Annotated in this window: 11 protein-coding genes and 3 rRNA genes; all 14 read right to left on the reverse strand. The window is 61.1% G+C overall.

Going from position 1 to position 15,345, the window contains the following annotated elements; all coding sequences use genetic code 11:
* Positions 1 to 786: 786 nt before the first annotated feature.
* The 14 genes from AC3ANQ_RS22845 to folB all read right to left on the reverse strand — a co-directional run bounded on the left by AC3ANQ_RS22845 (position 787) and on the right by folB (position 15,342).
* Positions 787 to 900, reverse strand: coding sequence for a helix-turn-helix domain-containing protein (locus AC3ANQ_RS22845; RefSeq protein WP_488303151.1), 114 nt, complete (start codon positions 898 to 900; stop codon positions 787 to 789).
* Positions 897 to 1,106 (reverse strand): hypothetical protein, encoded by a 210-nt coding sequence (locus AC3ANQ_RS22850; protein ID WP_488303152.1) that lies wholly within the window; start codon positions 1,104 to 1,106, stop codon positions 897 to 899. Before AC3ANQ_RS22850 ends, AC3ANQ_RS22845 begins: the two co-directional genes overlap by 4 nt.
* A gap of 9 nt (positions 1,107 to 1,115) precedes the next feature.
* On the reverse strand, positions 1,116 to 1,331 hold the full coding sequence (locus AC3ANQ_RS22855; protein WP_488303153.1) for a hypothetical protein: 216 nt from the start codon (positions 1,329 to 1,331) through the stop codon (positions 1,116 to 1,118).
* 986 nt (positions 1,332 to 2,317) lie between these two features.
* Positions 2,318 to 2,434: ribosomal RNA gene (gene rrf, locus AC3ANQ_RS22860) — 5S ribosomal RNA — on the reverse strand.
* A gap of 172 nt (positions 2,435 to 2,606) precedes the next feature.
* Positions 2,607 to 5,743: ribosomal RNA gene (locus AC3ANQ_RS22865) — 23S ribosomal RNA — on the reverse strand.
* A gap of 542 nt (positions 5,744 to 6,285) precedes the next feature.
* Positions 6,286 to 7,810, reverse strand: a 16S ribosomal RNA gene (locus tag AC3ANQ_RS22870).
* Together the 16S, 23S and 5S rRNA genes form the textbook arrangement of a ribosomal RNA operon.
* A 707-nt stretch (positions 7,811 to 8,517) precedes the next feature.
* Positions 8,518 to 9,966: a DHA2 family efflux MFS transporter permease subunit gene (locus AC3ANQ_RS22875; protein WP_488303154.1), complete on the reverse strand. Its 1,449-nt coding sequence runs from the start codon at positions 9,964 to 9,966 to the stop codon at positions 8,518 to 8,520.
* A 115-nt stretch (positions 9,967 to 10,081) separates the two neighbouring features.
* On the reverse strand, positions 10,082 to 10,984 hold the full coding sequence (gene panC, locus AC3ANQ_RS22880; protein WP_488303155.1) for a pantoate--beta-alanine ligase: 903 nt from the start codon (positions 10,982 to 10,984) through the stop codon (positions 10,082 to 10,084).
* Positions 10,985 to 10,986: 2 nt separating this feature from the next.
* The gene (locus tag AC3ANQ_RS22885) at positions 10,987 to 11,937 is read right to left on the reverse strand and encodes a Rossmann-like and DUF2520 domain-containing protein (RefSeq protein WP_488303156.1); all 951 of its coding nucleotides are present in this window, start codon (positions 11,935 to 11,937) and stop codon (positions 10,987 to 10,989) included.
* Positions 11,930 to 13,432 (reverse strand): PH domain-containing protein, encoded by a 1,503-nt coding sequence (locus AC3ANQ_RS22890; RefSeq protein WP_488303157.1) that lies wholly within the window; start codon positions 13,430 to 13,432, stop codon positions 11,930 to 11,932. The genes AC3ANQ_RS22885 and AC3ANQ_RS22890 overlap by 8 nt, the downstream gene beginning before the upstream one ends.
* Positions 13,429 to 13,941 (reverse strand): PH domain-containing protein, encoded by a 513-nt coding sequence (locus tag AC3ANQ_RS22895; protein ID WP_488303158.1) that lies wholly within the window; start codon positions 13,939 to 13,941, stop codon positions 13,429 to 13,431. Before AC3ANQ_RS22895 ends, AC3ANQ_RS22890 begins: the two co-directional genes overlap by 4 nt.
* Positions 13,922 to 14,443 (reverse strand): DUF3180 domain-containing protein, encoded by a 522-nt coding sequence (locus AC3ANQ_RS22900; protein ID WP_488303159.1) that lies wholly within the window; start codon positions 14,441 to 14,443, stop codon positions 13,922 to 13,924. The genes AC3ANQ_RS22895 and AC3ANQ_RS22900 overlap by 20 nt, the downstream gene beginning before the upstream one ends.
* Before the next feature lie 3 nt (positions 14,444 to 14,446).
* Complete coding sequence (gene folK / locus AC3ANQ_RS22905) at positions 14,447 to 14,986, reverse strand: 2-amino-4-hydroxy-6-hydroxymethyldihydropteridine diphosphokinase (RefSeq protein WP_488303160.1); 540 nt, start codon at positions 14,984 to 14,986, stop codon at positions 14,447 to 14,449.
* On the reverse strand, positions 14,983 to 15,342 hold the full coding sequence (gene folB / locus AC3ANQ_RS22910) for a dihydroneopterin aldolase (protein ID WP_265978274.1): 360 nt from the start codon (positions 15,340 to 15,342) through the stop codon (positions 14,983 to 14,985). Before folB ends, folK begins: the two co-directional genes overlap by 4 nt.
* Between the last annotated feature and the right edge of the window lie 3 nt (positions 15,343 to 15,345).

A 15,345-nucleotide genomic window follows, 5' to 3' on the forward strand; every position in this document is an offset into this window, starting at 1 on the left:
CCGCACCGGAAATAACGGACACGGGAACTGCACAAAATTTGAAACCAGCTGTAAAAAACCAGCCCCGCACCACGGAGGTGACACAGGACCAGCCAAAACAACCAATTCATATAAAATAAACCGGTATCAACAAACTTGGCACACTATTGAGTTCTCAAACAACAGACACACCCGACACCACCCACACCCACAAAGGGCCCGGGATCGCTCCGGAGCAACTTTACTAAGTTACCCGAATCATCACCGTCTTGCAAATCAGTATCTCGACCGATTTCAGGGTAATAATTCGAATTCCCCTCGAATTACGGCGCACAAAGCACCAGCCGTTTCAGGCTCAATTCGAAAGGGTTGGCCACACGTGGTTCCCAGCTCTAGGCTGTCTCCCTCGCGGCGACTTAGAAGACATTACACGGCTTCCGCACCCTGCGCAAATCCAGCAAATGATGCCCCGCTATTCACCACGGGTTCAGCTGCCTTTCCGTGCGGCACAACCTCGCTACGATTACCAGCGACACTAGCAGCCGGCACGGACCGTTCCAGCCGGACCCCTGGGTCTTTGCGCATCCTCAACTGACCGAGATCACAATCGAATGCCGGAAGGAGCCGGGTAGCCCAGCGGCTGTCCGTCCTTGGATTCCACCAGCCAGCGGGTAGGAAAACGGCGGTGTCGCAGCTTCGAATCGGTACTTCCGCAGTTGTGCCTATGTCTGAACTGGCAAGTTACCGCTCCGACATCGCGAGATCATGGTGGTCGGGGCGCAAGAGGTTTTACCTGAGCGCGGCTGGCTAGTTGTGCTTTGCCCAGAGCTGCAGCCACACGAGCAGCCGGGTCTCCGGATCCTCCAGGTTGATGCCGAACAGGGGCTCAATCCTGGTGAGCCGGTAGCGCACGGTGTTCACGTGCAGGCCAGCCGCTTCGCGGTCTCGATTGCGTTGCCCCCTTGATCAAGATAGGTGCGGACCGTCTCCTCGAAGGAGGTCTTCCGGCGTTCATCGTGGGCGGTGATTCTGGCGGCGTAGTCGCCCGGCAGGTGTCCGGCGCTCTGCAGTTCTGTGACTAGCTGTCGCAGGTAAAGCCGGGAGCCGAGCGATTCGTGGTCCGCCACCACCTCCTGTTAGTCGGCGCAGACCCGGCCCTCCTCGATGTCGCGGAAGAGTTCCGCGAGCACCGTCTCGGCATCAGTTCGTGACTGTCCCAGCATCGCAAGCGCAGTTGCGCGACCCAGACCGGCCAGGACCGGTCGTGACAGCAATCGGCGGCAGTTGTGGACAATCCGCAACATGGCCTCGCCGGAACGCCCGGGACGATTCGGCGCTCTGAGGAAGGGCAATATAGACAATGTTGTCCGCGAGGCCGCACACCGCCGTCGGAAGCCCGACAGCGCAGGCGGTCCTCACGACGTCGAACAGGCGGAGCCTCGACTGCAGTGTTTCAGGGGCGGTGGCGTGCGCCGGCAAGGAGCTGATGGCCGCAATCCGCACGGAGGATGCAGAGGTGCCCAGCCGAATGGCAGCCAGCTCCACCTGATCGGCCTCGAACAGCAGCGGCTGAACCAGATCGATCTGCCGTGTCAGGCTGGAGACGTAGGTTGTCCGGCGATGCGTATTGAAACGAGTCCCGGCGGCCTTACGCCGAATGCCGGGTCCTTGGTACCGCTTCGTTGTTTCCGTGGGTCCGGGGCTGCCGGACCAGCCTCAATGCATCCGTGGTTGCCACCTGTACAAAGCGGTCCATCCCCAACAGCGGCTATGTGACCGATTTCGCCAGCACCGCCCCACTGCCGCGCGCGACAGCACCATCCATGACAAATCCCGCGCCGACGCCTTCGCCGAGTGTCACAACCAGGAACTCGGCATGCTCGCGGCCTGATCCATAGAGTTCGTTCGGCTACTGCGAGGGAGTTGACATAGAACGGCTCCAACGGGCACCTGCCGCCGCCAAACAAGGCTGGAATCAACACTGCTCTGCGCGTCCACGGACCCGGGAACGCCCACATGTGAAGGAGGGTTCGTGGGAACCGGCGCATATGTGATGGAGCGTTGGTCGTGACCGGCGCATATGTGATGGAGCGTTGGTCGTGACCGGCGCATACGTGAAGGAGGGTCCGGGGTTTCCGGCGCATACGTGAAGGAGGGTCCGGGGTTTCCGGCGTATATGTGATGGAGGGTCCGGGGTTTCCGGCGTATATGTGATGGAGGGTCCGGGGTTTCCGGCGCATGTGTGATGGAGGGTCCGGTGGTGTTGTGGTGGGTGGTTAAATGCGGGAGACCCCCCGGCCACCGTGGTGGTGGTTGGGGGGTCTCGACCTGGATGGTTGTCCGGCGGTGTCCTACTCTCCCACACCCTCCCGGGTGCAGTACCATCGGCGCTGTGGGTCTTAGCTTCCGGGTTCGGAATGGGACCGGGCGTTTCCCCCACGCTATGACCGCCGTAACCCTGTTGCCCGTCACCGCCGCACCCTGCGGGGGGTGGTGGTGTGGGAAGACTGGTTACAACATTGTGGTGTTGTTATTCAGTTGTGTTGGTTCCTGGAACGGGCAAACAGCCGTGACGGGTGTTTGTTGTCCGGGAACCACATAGTGGACGCAAGCAGTGTTGTGTTTGTGTGGTGTAAGTTGTCGGCCTATTAGTACCGGTCAGCTTCAACAGTCTTTGGTCCTGTCTTCCACATCCGGCCTATCAACCCAGTGGTCTGGCTGGGGGCCTCTCACACACGAGGTGCATGGAAATCTCATCTTGAAGCGAGCTTCCCGCTTAGATGCTTTCAGCGGTTATCCCATCCGAACGTAGCTAATCAGCGGTGCACTTGGCAGTACAACTGACACACCAGAGGTTCGTCCGTCCCGGTCCTCTCGTACTAAGGACAGCCCTTCTCAAATTTCCTGCGCGCGCAGCGGATAGGGACCGAACTGTCTCACGACGTTCTAAACCCAGCTCGCGTACCGCTTTAATGGGCGAACAGCCCAACCCTTGGGACCTACTCCAGCCCCAGGATGCGACGAGCCGACATCGAGGTGCCAAACCATGCCGTCGATATGGACTCTTGGGCAAGATCAGCCTGTTATCCCCGAGGTACCTTTTATCCGTTGAGCGACGGCCATTCCACAATGTACCGCCGGATCACTAGTCCCGACTTTCGTCCCTGCTTGAGATGTCTCTCTCACAGTCAAGCTCCCTTGTGCACTTACACTCGACACCTGATTGCCAACCAGGCTGAGGGAACCTTTGGGCGCCTCCGTTACTTTTTAGGAGGCAACCGCCCCAGTTAAACTACCCATCAGGCACTGTCCCTGACCCGGATCACGGGCCGAAGTTAGATGTCCAAAGTGACCAGAGTGGTATTTCAACGATGACTCCACCCGGACTGGCGTCCGGGCTTCAACGTCTCCCACCTATCCTACACAAGCCACTCCGAACACCAATACCAAACTATAGTAAAGGTCTCGGGGTCTTTCCGTCCTGCTGCGCGTAACGAGCATCTTTACTCGTACTGCAATTTCGCCGAGTTTATGGTTGAGACAGCGGGGAAGTCGTTACTCCATTCGTGCAGGTCGGAACTTACCCGACAAGGAATTTCGCTACCTTAGGATGGTTATAGTTACCACCGCCGTTTACTGGGGCTTGAATTCTCAGCTTCGCCTTGCGGCTAACCGGTCCTCTTAACCTTCCAGCACCGGGCAGGAGTCAGTCCGTATACATCGTCTTGCGACTTCGCACGGACCTGTGTTTTTAGTAAACAGTCGCTTCCCCCTGGTCTCTGCGGCCCCGATCCCCTCCCACCAGCAAGTGGTGTTCAAGGTTGGGGCCCCCCTTCTCCCGAAGTTACGGGGGCATTTTGCCGAGTTCCTTAACCATAATTCTCTCGATCGCCTTGGTATTCTCTACCTGATCACCTGTGTCGGTTTGGGGTACGGGCGGCTGGGACCTCGCGTCGATGCTTTTCTAGGCAGCATAGGATCACCGGATCCCCCCGCAAGGGGGTCCCGTCAGATCTCAGGATCGTCATCAAAGACACAGCGACGGATTTGCCTATCGCTGACCCTACATCCTTAGACCGGGGCAACCATCGCCCGGCCCGGCTACCTTCCTGCGTCACACCTGTTAATACGCTTACCTCCCGGGATCAGGTCCCGCGCTCGGCCAAAACCCGCACACCACAAGGGTGCTTGGGCAGGCTCCGGGCGGTTAGTATCCCCCGCTTGGCATGGGCGGTCCTTCGCCGGTACGGGAATATCAACCCGTTGTCCATCGACTACGCCTGTCGGCCTCGCCTTAGGTCCCGACTTACCCAGGGCAGATTAGCTTGACCCTGGAACCCTTGATCATTCGGCGGACGGGTTTCTCACCCGTCTTTCGCTACTCATGCCTGCATTCTCACTCGTGTAGGCTCCACCGCTGGTTTACACCGCGACTTCACCGCCCACACGACGCTCCCCTACCACTCCAGACGACTGAACCACGAAGGCTTGTCTACTATCTGAAATCCACAACTTCGGCGGTGTACTTGAGCCCCGCTACATTGTCGGCGCGGAATCACTTGACCAGTGAGCTATTACGCACTCTTTCAAGGATGGCTGCTTCTAAGCCAACCTCCTGGTTGTCTTCGCAACTCCACATCCTTTCCCACTTAGCACACGCTTAGGGGCCTTAGTTGGTGGTCTGGGCTGTTTCCCTCTCGACTATGAAGCTTATCCCCCACAGTCTCACTGCTGCGCTCTCACTTACCGGCATTCGGAGTTTGGCTGACGTCAGTAACCTTGTAGGGCCCATCGGCCATCCAGTAGCTCTACCTCCGGCAAGAAACACGCAACGCTGCACCTAAATGCATTTCGGGGAGAACCAGCTATCACGGAGTTTGATTGGCCTTTCACCCCTACCCACAGCTCATCCCCTCCATTTTCAACTGAAGTGGGTTCGGTCCTCCACGACGTCTTACCGTCGCTTCAACCTGGCCATGGGTAGATCACTCCGCTTCGGGTCTAGATCACGCCACTACGATCGCCCTGTTCAGACTCGCTTTCGCTACGGCTACCCCACACGGGTTAACCTCGCGACGTAACACTAACTCGCAGGCTCATTCTTCAAAAGGCACGCCGTCACAACTACAAGGCTGCTCCGACGGATTGTAAGCACACGGTTTCAGGTACTGTTTCACTCCCCTCCCGGGGTACTTTTCACCTTTCCCTCACGGTACTGGTCCGCTATCGGTCATTAGGAAGTATTTAGGCTTATCAGGTGGTCCTGACAGATTCGCACGGGATTTCTCGGGCCCCGTGCTACTTGGGATCCTCTCCAGGCGGCACACAACATTACGGTTACGGGGCTCCCACCCTCTACGGCCGGCCTTTCAAGACCGTTCACCTATGTCCATGCTCTCACCCCACCGGTCCGGCAGAACCAGCACGGAAAGTCCCACAACCCCGCCCATGCAACGCCCGCCGGCTATCACACATGGAACGGTTTAGCCTCATCCGCGTTCGCTCGCCACTACTAACGGAATCACTCTTGTTTTCTCTTCCTGCGGGTACTGAGATGTTTCACTTCCCCGCGTTCCCCCCACGCACCCTATGTGTTCAGATGCGGGTCACCAGATCACCTCACAGCGCCTGGCGGGGTTTCCCCATTCGGACATCCTGGGATCAACGTTCGGTTATCAACTCCCCCAGGCTTATCGCAGATTCCTACGTCCTTCTTCGGCTCCTAATGCCAAGGCATCCACCGTGTGCCCTTAAAAACTTGACCACACAAAGATCAAAAAACTTCTCGAGAGAACCAGGCCACAAGGGCCAGGTTCATAAAAAGAAATTGCTGTAGACACAAACAAGCACAAAGGCCTGCCCGTGTCAGATGCTCGCGTCCACTATGTAGTTCTCAAACAACAACCCCGTACCACACCCCCCGCACCAACCACCCCCGCCACAAAGGACAGGGACAGCCGCCACGCACGAAGACATGCAGCCAGGAAACCAGAAACACCAAACCCGCAACCCCGCACCCCCCCAAAGGAAGGACCCGCAGGCCGCGGCCCTGTTGCCTCAGGACCCAACAGTGTGCCAAACACGAAAACCGGCCCTCCCCCACCCGCACCGTTCCAGGACGCCCCGCCCCGCAAAGGGACAAGACAACCGTACTAGGGGCGGAAAAGGAAACCACCGGCCGCTATCTGCTGATATTCCACCCATGAGCACCCACCGCAGAACAGACGCCTGCGCAATGGGCTTTGCTTCCACCCACCCCCCAACCAACCATGCGGCAGGACAGGAAGCGGAAATGGTGCTCCTTAGAAAGGAGGTGATCCAGCCGCACCTTCCGGTACGGCTACCTTGTTACGACTTAGTCCCAATCGCCGGTCCCACCTTCGACGGCTCCCCCCACAAGGGTTAGGCCACCGGCTTCGGGTGTTACCAACTTTCGTGACTTGACGGGCGGTGTGTACAAGGCCCGGGAACGTATTCACCGCAGCGTTGCTGATCTGCGATTACTAGCGACTCCGACTTCATGGGGTCGAGTTGCAGACCCCAATCCGAACTGAGACCGGCTTTTTGGGATTAGCTCCACCTCACAGTATCGCAACCCTTTGTACCGGCCATTGTAGCATGCGTGAAGCCCAAGACATAAGGGGCATGATGATTTGACGTCGTCCCCACCTTCCTCCGAGTTGACCCCGGCAGTCTCCCATGAGTCCCCACCACTACGTGCTGGCAACATGGAACGAGGGTTGCGCTCGTTGCGGGACTTAACCCAACATCTCACGACACGAGCTGACGACAACCATGCACCACCTGTAAACCGACCGCAAGCGGGGCACCTGTTTCCAGGCGTTACCGGTTCATGTCAAGCCTTGGTAAGGTTCTTCGCGTTGCATCGAATTAATCCGCATGCTCCGCCGCTTGTGCGGGCCCCCGTCAATTCCTTTGAGTTTTAGCCTTGCGGCCGTACTCCCCAGGCGGGGCACTTAATGCGTTAGCTACGGCGCGGAAAACGTGGAATGTCCCCCACACCTAGTGCCCAACGTTTACGGCATGGACTACCAGGGTATCTAATCCTGTTCGCTCCCCATGCTTTCGCTCCTCAGCGTCAGTTAATGCCCAGAGACCTGCCTTCGCCATCGGTGTTCCTCCTGATATCTGCGCATTTCACCGCTACACCAGGAATTCCAGTCTCCCCTACATCACTCTAGTCTGCCCGTACCCACTGCAGAACCGGAGTTGAGCCCCGGTCTTTCACAGCAGACGCGACAAACCGCCTACGAGCTCTTTACGCCCAATAATTCCGGATAACGCTTGCGCCCTACGTATTACCGCGGCTGCTGGCACGTAGTTAGCCGGCGCTTCTTCTGCAGGTACCGTCACCCGAAAGCTTCTTCCCTACTGAAAGAGGTTTACAACCCGAAGGCCGTCATCCCTCACGCGGCGTCGCTGCATCAGGCTTCCGCCCATTGTGCAATATTCCCCACTGCTGCCTCCCGTAGGAGTCTGGGCCGTGTCTCAGTCCCAGTGTGGCCGGTCACCCTCTCAGGCCGGCTACCCGTCGTCGCCTTGGTAGGCCATTACCCCACCAACAAGCTGATAGGCCGCGAGTCCATCCAAAACCGCAAAAGCTTTCCACCACCACACCATGCGGCGGGCGGTCATATCCGGTATTAGACCCAGTTTCCCAGGCTTATCCCAGAGTCAAGGGCAGGTTACTCACGTGTTACTCACCCGTTCGCCACTAATCCCCGGTGCAAGCACCGGATCATCGTTCGACTTGCATGTGTTAAGCACGCCGCCAGCGTTCATCCTGAGCCAGGATCAAACTCTCCGTTGAAGTAAAACAAAAACAGACACAACCCCCGCACCGGAAATAACGGACACGGGAACTGCACAAAATTTGAAACCAGCTGAAAAAACCAGCCCCGCACCACGGAGGTGACACAGGACCAGCCAAAACAACCAATTCATATAAAATAAACCGGTATCAACAAACTTGGCACACTATTGAGTTCTCAAACAACAGACACACCCGACACCACCCACACCCACAAAGGGCCCGGGATCGCTCCGGAGCAACTTCCCAAACTTACCAGACCTGCCCTCCCCGCACAACTCCCGAAACCGGGAACCGCGCCGGACAAAACACCATCCGAGACCCCCCGAAACCGCACCGGAACGCACAAAAGCGAACCAACAATTTGGTTTCCATTTGGAAGGGAGTCTGCCGCAATTTTTCCGCATCAGCGGCGGCGACTCGAATCACTTTACACACCCCGAAGACCACAGGCAAATCGCTCCGATATCACGGCCCTGGGCCCCAAGAGCCCCTACAACACGGCGATTTCGGACCCGGCCCCACCAGCCGGGAGGCCTTTCGAGTCGCAATCAACGAACATGCCGTGCGTCACATCAACCCGTGCCCCTCACTGCAGCCGCGGCAGGCAGCAAAACGGCGCCGCATCACGAAAGGTGAGCGGCGCCGTCGGGCCCCAGGGAAAGGGCCCGGGGAAAGGCACGTGCGAAAGCGAGCGGGCAAGCGATCTAGTGCCCCGCAGCCCCCTCGGTCTTGCGCATCATCGCGGACAGCACCACGGCAACCATTGCAATCACGGTTGCCGTCAGGAAGGCGGCCTGCATTCCGGCCACAAAACCGGACGCGACCGACACAACAGCGAAGATCGAGACCAGAAGTGCAGTGCCTGCGGCGCCCGCCACCTGCTGCAGCGTGCTCATGATGGCCGAGCCGTGCGAGTAGAGGTGGGGCGGGAGCGGGTTGAGGCCCGTGGTGAACGCTGGCGTGAACAGCAATGCCAGTCCCAAGCTGAGCACCGCGTAGAGGACGACGACCCACCACAACGGGCTGCTCGCGGTGAGCATCGAGAACTGCCATAGCGTAAGGACCAGCAGCACGGAACCGGTCAACGTGAGCGGGAGTGGACCGACTTTGTCGAACAGCCTGCCGACCACTGGGCCGAGCAGACCCATCGCCAGGCCTCCCGGAAGGAGTGCCAGGCCGGTCTCCATCGGCTGCAGGTGGAGGACGTTCTGCAGGTAGAGCGGCAGCAGGATCACTCCGCCGAAGAGGGCCATCATGGCAACCACCATGAGGAGTACCGACACCGTGAACATGCGGAAGTTGAAAGCCCTCAGGTCAAGCAGAGGCGAATCGGACTTCTGCAACTTGAGCTGGCGGAAAACGAAAACCACCATGCACAAGACGCCGATCACCAGGGCAGCAACCGGCAGGGCAGTTGCACCGCCATGGCCGCCGATCTGGCTCAGGCCATAGACCAGGCCACCGAAAGCCGGGACGGTCAGGACCACAGAGACGAAGTCCAACTTGACGTTGCCGCGTTCACCCACGTTGGTCAGGAAGCGGGCACCGATGGCCATGGCCAGCAAGGCGACCGGCAGCACGAAGACGAACATGAATCGCCACGAGAAGTGGTCAAGAATGATGCCGGAAACCGTGGGACCCAAGGCCGGCGCAACCGAGATCGCGATGGTCACGTTGCCCATCACTGCGCCGCGTCGGGACAGCGGAACGAGCGTCAAGATGGTGGTCATCAGCAGCGGCAACATGATCGCCGTGCCACCCGCCTGGATGATTCTCGCCAGCAGGAGCACGCCAAAACCCGGGGCCAGGGCCGCGAGCAGGGTGCCGCCGCTGAAGAGTCCGATTGCGAGGAGGAAAGCAGCTCGAGTGGTGAGCCGCTGGAGGATGAAGCCCGTAGTGGGTATGACCACGGCCATGGTCAACATGAATCCAGTGGAGAGCCATTGGACCGTGGGCGCGTCAACGTTGAGGTCCGTCATGAGCCGCTGCAAGGCGACGTTCATGATGGTTTCGTTGAGGATCACCACGAAGGTGGCGATGAGGAGCGTGACGATAACGGTGACAGACTCGCGCGACATTTTGTCGCTGACTTGTAGTGTCCCCGTTTCCGGCACGGGGTTGCCGTGCGCGTCTGACGTGACATCGGTAGACATGAGGATCCCTCAGCTTTGGGTGCGGTTGTTTCCGGCGCTCGGCACCGGTGAAGACTGCAACAGTCTAAGCTTCAAAGGCATTCCCGTCAGCAGTTAATCCAAACGTTTTCAGCGGTCAAGAACTCAGCGGCACGTTGTCGATCAACCGCACGGGACCCACCTTCGCCGCGATGATCGCGAGCCCTTCACCGCGGAACGGAGTGTCCTTGCAGTTTTCGGCGAGCGGTTCCAGCGTTCGGGGATCCACGACGTCGAAATAGTCCAATCGCACCAGGGGTTGCGATTCAACGAGTGCGACGGCGGAGTCCAGCCCCAGCGGTTCGTTCGCCAGGGCGCGGGACTCAAGAAGGCGAAGGGCGCGGGACAGCACCAAGGCGGCCTCCTGCTCTTCTTCGGAAAGGAAACGGTTCCGGCTGGAGAGCGCGAGCCCTTCCGCGTTGCGCACGGTGGGCACTGCCACGATCTCCACCGGAAAACTGAGATCGGCAACCATCCGCTTCACGAGGGCCAACTGCTGGGCATCTTTCTGGCCGAAGTACGCGCGGTACGCGGCTGCACCGCCGTCGACGGCTGGACCGCCGGGCAAGCCGTAGTGCAGCAGTTTGGCGACCACCGTGAGGGCGCCGTCGAAGTGCCCGGGGCGCGAGGCGCCCTCCCATTTCTCGCCGAGCGGCCCCGAGGTCACGCGGACCGCCGGCTCCCCGCCGGGGTAGACCTCGTCAACTGAAGGGGCGAAGACGAGATCCACGCCCTCGGCGTCGAGCAGTGCCATGTCCGCATCAAGCGTGCGCGGGTAGCGTTCAAGATCCGCGGCCTCGCCGAACTGCAGGGGGTTCACGAAAATGGAAGCCACCACCACGTCGTTCTGCTCGACGGCGGTACGGGCCAGGGCTGCATGACCGGTGTGCAGGGCTCCCATCGTGGGGACGAGGCCCTGCGAGATGCCGCGCTTTTCCGCGAGCAACCGGGCACTTTCGGCCCGCAGTTCCGCCGCGGTGGTGACGAGTTTGATGGCCATCCTCAGGTTCCTTCCTGCGCCCCGGCAGCGTCGTTGCCTGGAGGGGCTTCACCCTTGTCCGGCGTATTTGAGCCGTCCAGGGCGTTGTTGATGTCGTCGAACTGGCCCTCTTTGAGCAGGCCACGGTTGACCGCGCGGCGGGCCGTTGCCCGGGCCATGGCCAGGTAGGCGGCGAGAACATCGCCGCCGGAACCGGCGTCGTACTCGTTGAGGGCCTCGGCATGGGCGGCGACGGTCCCCACATCCCCGCGGGCCACGGGTCCGGTCAACGCGGACTCGCCTGAGGCCAGCGCGTTCTCCAACGTGGCGCGCAGCAAGGGGCCGAGCATGCGTTCCGGCGTGTCGACTCCGATCTCCCGTAGCAGCTGGGAGGCCTGCGCCACGAGCGTGACCAGATGGTTCGAACTGTGCGCGAGCGCTGCGTGGTAGAGGGTCCGGTCGGCTTCGGCGATGGCCACGGGTTCGGCGCCCATCTCCACTACCAGGGCCTGCGCGATGGGCAACATGGCGGCGTCGGCAGTAACCCCGAACGTGCAGTCCATGAGCCGGGTCAGGTCAAGGCTCATACCCGTGAAAGTCATGGCAGGGTGGAGGGCGAGCGGGATGGCCCCGGCAGCCCGGATCGGCTTCAGTATCCCGACGCCGAAACGGCCGGAAGTGTGCGCTACGAGCTGGCCCGGCTGCCACGCTCCGAGCTTGGCCAGCCCATCCACGAGTTCGCCAAGGGCATCGTCCGGGACGGCAAGGAGCACCAACTCTGCCCGCTCCACGATGTCCTGGATCTCGAGGATGGGGACACCGGGAAGAAGCGTTTCGGCCCGCTCCCGGCTCGCCTCCGACACCGCGGAAACCCCGACGACGGCGTGCTCGGCACCGCGCAGCGCCGCCCCCAGGACGGCACCCACCTTGCCGGCGCCAATGATTCCAACGCCGAGCCGTCCTGGCCTAGCCATGGTCCTGCTCCTCCTGGGTTGATGCGTGCTGTACTGCTCCCGTGGTTGGCGGGGCCGGGAGCACCGGCCTCGCCGCCGGTGGCAGCTGGGCTAGCCATTGCTCGCTGCTTTGTAGTTTGCGGGCTTCCCTGGCCCGGGCCGCCTGCTGGTCGAACAAGCCGACGGCTCCTTCTGTGGCTGCCTGGATGAGCCTGGGCGCCACAGGACCCGGGGTGGTGTGCAGCACGAGGTCGGCCACGCCGAACAGCCGGGCCAAGGGACCTTGGTGGAGAGCCATGGACTGGGTCCGCTGATGTGGGACCAGTACCAAATGCCGCCACCAGCGCCCCGAGCGCAGCAGCAATGCCGTGTCCGTTGCGAGGAAGCCGTTTCGACGCCAACCCAACGGCGAAAGAAGCCACGCACGCCTTGGCGTGGTGACAAAACCGCCGTCGGAATCCAGGCCTTTCAAACCGGCCGTGAACACGCGATCCGGGTCGGCCGTGCCTGGATCGGGCAGGACGAGGGAGAGCATCATCATCACCTCGGGCTTCCGCCCGACCGGAAGGAGCATGGTGCGGTGCTCGCCCTCGTTGCGGTGGTGCTCTCCGTAGCCGGCGACATTCACGCGAATCCGATACCAGCCAAGAATGCGCCATAACGGGGGCTGGCTGACTTTGACTGCCTGGATTCGGCCCGGAGGCACGGTCTGGGCCCGGGTATCCAGGAGCCCGTAGCGCAGACGGATGCCGTCCGGGGAAATTGCCGCCGTAAAGTTGTAGCCCGTGTTGAACGAGCGCCAGTAGGCAGTACCCAAGCCAAGGATTGCCGGAATCAAGTAGAGGATGAAGGCGCGGGACTCAGTCAACACAGAGATCAGCACGGATGCAATGGCGCTGAGCACGATGAAGAAGCTTTGCTCGCTCAGGATCAGCGAACCGACAAGCCTTCCGGGCGGGAGGTACAGCACCACTTGTTCCGGCGCCTCGGGAACCTCGACCGTTTCGCTCCCATCCGCGATGCCGGCGGCCCGGCCCAAGATGGTGGCGCGGAGCTGTTTCGCCTGTGCGAGCTTGAGGTAGGAGAGCCGCATGGCCGAGTGCCCGGCGTCGGCGACCTCGAACTTCAGCTCGGCGAGCCCGAAAATACGTGCAAGCAAGGGCTGGACGATGTCGACGGCCTGGACCCGGTCAAGCCGGGCCTGGCGCTGCTGTTTGAACAAAAAGCCCGTCTTGACCCGGACGAAACCTTCGGCAAGCTGATAACGCGTGAAGTACCAATTGAGGACGAAGGATCCCAAGGCCAGCAAAAGCACGACGCCGCCCCCGACCAGCAGCCAGACGGTGCGCTCGTTGATGTTGTCGCCGATGGTCCCGCGGCCCTGGAGGGTTCGCTCGAAGGTGTCTCGGCCAAAGAAATAGACGATCGCAACCAGTGCCACCCACCCACGCACGAACGGCGACGCCGGGTGCACGCGGTGCCAGTCGCCGTCGACGGCGGTCTGTCCCTGGGTCACAGCCCGGCCAGCCTCGCTTCGCCACGGGCCGAAAGCTGCTCGCGCAGCCGTGCTCCTTCAGCGGCGGGGAGACCCGGCAAATGGGCGTTGGTTCCGGCTGAAGCGGTGTGGAGCTTGAGGGTGCAAAGCCCCAAGACCCGTTCGACGGGTCCAACCGCGACGTCGACATACTGCATCCGGCCGTAGGGAACCACCATGGTCCGCTGGAAGAAGATGCCGCGGCGGATCAGCAGGTCGTCGTCGCGTTCCGCATAACCGATGGCCCTCACTTGCCTCGGGATCAACACGAGCCTCCACAGGGCAAGCAGCAGAAGGACCGCGGGAACGGCGACGGCGAGCCATAGCGGTGGCCATTTCCACCATCCCAGTTCCACGAAGAGCAAGGGCAGGCTGAACAGGCCGACCCTGATCACGTTGCCGATGGTCCACTCGACGAGCCGCACCGTCACGTATTTCGGCGAAACGCGCAGCCACTGGATGCCAGGAGGATCAATCGCCACGGTATGCATATTCGCCTTCGCCCTTGGCCTCGCCACGGCGTGAATCCCGGACGCCGGGGCCGCCTTCCAGGTCTTCCGGAGGGATTCGGCAGAACCGCTCCACCACGAGCCCCACGACGGTCATGATGAGCCCGCCGCCGCCCATGATGAGCGCGAGCCACAAGATGCCTTGGTCACTGCGGAGGCTCCAGAGCCGGAGTTGCTCAATCACGATTCCCACATGCCAGCCCAGCAGCACCGTGCCTGTATAGGCGCAGGCCTGGGCCAGGACTAGCGTCCAGGCAGCCAGGATCGGGTTGAGCATTTTCTTTTTCTTGCCGTTGCGCCAACGCAGGACACGGATGCCCAAGATCAACGTAAGCACGGCGATGACGCCCATGGTCACCAATGCGGAAGGAGGAAGCACTGGCGTCGCCATGCTGTAGCGCGTGGTGAGCACAGTGGTCAGCCAGCCAACCGCGGCAAGCACGACGGCGATGATCGCCAACAAGAGCGGACGCATGGCCTTCATGGACTATTCCACCGCTCCCGCGGCAGCGACGCTGCCGGATCCGTCGAAACCGTCGAAAGGCCGAAGCCCTGGAAAGTCCTCGGCCTTGGTGGCCAGCTCGGCGACGCTCTCACCGTTGAGCCGCGCTGCAGGGTCCAGGAGGGCCCATGGATAGAGCACGAAGGCGCGCTCCGCAGCCCGCGGATGCGGCAAGGTCAGGTTTTCGTCGTCGCTTGTGAGCTCCCCGTAAAGGATGATGTCCACGTCCAAGGTGCGCGGACCCCAGCGAACTTCGCGGACCCGGTGGTGCTTTTGCTCGACGTCGTGGCAGTGCTGCAGCAGGTCCAGCGGCGCAAGGGTGGTCTCGACGGCGATCACCATGTTGAGGAAATCCGGTTGTCCCAATGGCCCGCCCACGGCTTTGGTCTGCACCACGGGAGAGACACCGAGCAGGCGGATTTCCGGGCGGTCAACGAGGTCGGCGACGGCGGTGGACAGGGTGTCGTTCCGCTCGCCCAGATTGCTGCCGAGGGCCAGGATGGCTTTCGTGAAACGGGAGGTCATGCACGCTCCCTGTGGACACTGACGGTGACATCACCGAAGGGTACTTCGATGGGAGCCTTGGGTTTGTGGACAGTTACATCGACGGCGGCGACGTTGAAGCCGGCCAGAATCCCCTCTGCGATCCGCACCGCGAGGGCCTCGATCAGGTTGAGTGGCTCGCCTGTGATGAGGGACGTGATGTACCCGGCCACTTCACCGTAATGCGCCGTGTACTGCAGGTCATCGGTTTCCGCGGCCTTGCTGAAATCGGTGTGCAGCACCGCGTCAACGACGAACGGTTGTCCGTCCCGGCGCTCGAAGTCGAAGACGCCGTGATGCCCGACGGCGGTTACGCCGGTCAGTGTGATCTTGTCCAAACC

This window comes from Arthrobacter sp. DMZ02-1R (genome assembly GCF_057747935.1).

What these genes read in the sequence shown, in the direction of transcription:
- panC (WP_488303155.1), bottom strand. Translation starts at nt 10,984, where the DNA reads ATGGCCATCAAACTCGTCACCACCGCGGCGGAACTGCGGGCCGAAAGT.
- AC3ANQ_RS22885 (WP_488303156.1), bottom strand. Translation starts at nt 11,937, where the DNA reads ATGGCTAGGCCAGGACGGCTCGGCGTTGGAATCATTGGCGCCGGCAAG.
- AC3ANQ_RS22895 (WP_488303158.1), bottom strand. Translation starts at nt 13,941, where the DNA reads ATGCATACCGTGGCGATTGATCCTCCTGGCATCCAGTGGCTGCGCGTT.
- folK (WP_488303160.1), bottom strand. Translation starts at nt 14,986, where the DNA reads ATGACCTCCCGTTTCACGAAAGCCATCCTGGCCCTCGGCAGCAATCTG.
- AC3ANQ_RS22900 (WP_488303159.1), bottom strand. Translation starts at nt 14,443, where the DNA reads ATGAAGGCCATGCGTCCGCTCTTGTTGGCGATCATCGCCGTCGTGCTT.
- AC3ANQ_RS22875 (WP_488303154.1), bottom strand. Translation starts at nt 9,966, where the DNA reads ATGTCTACCGATGTCACGTCAGACGCGCACGGCAACCCCGTGCCGGAA.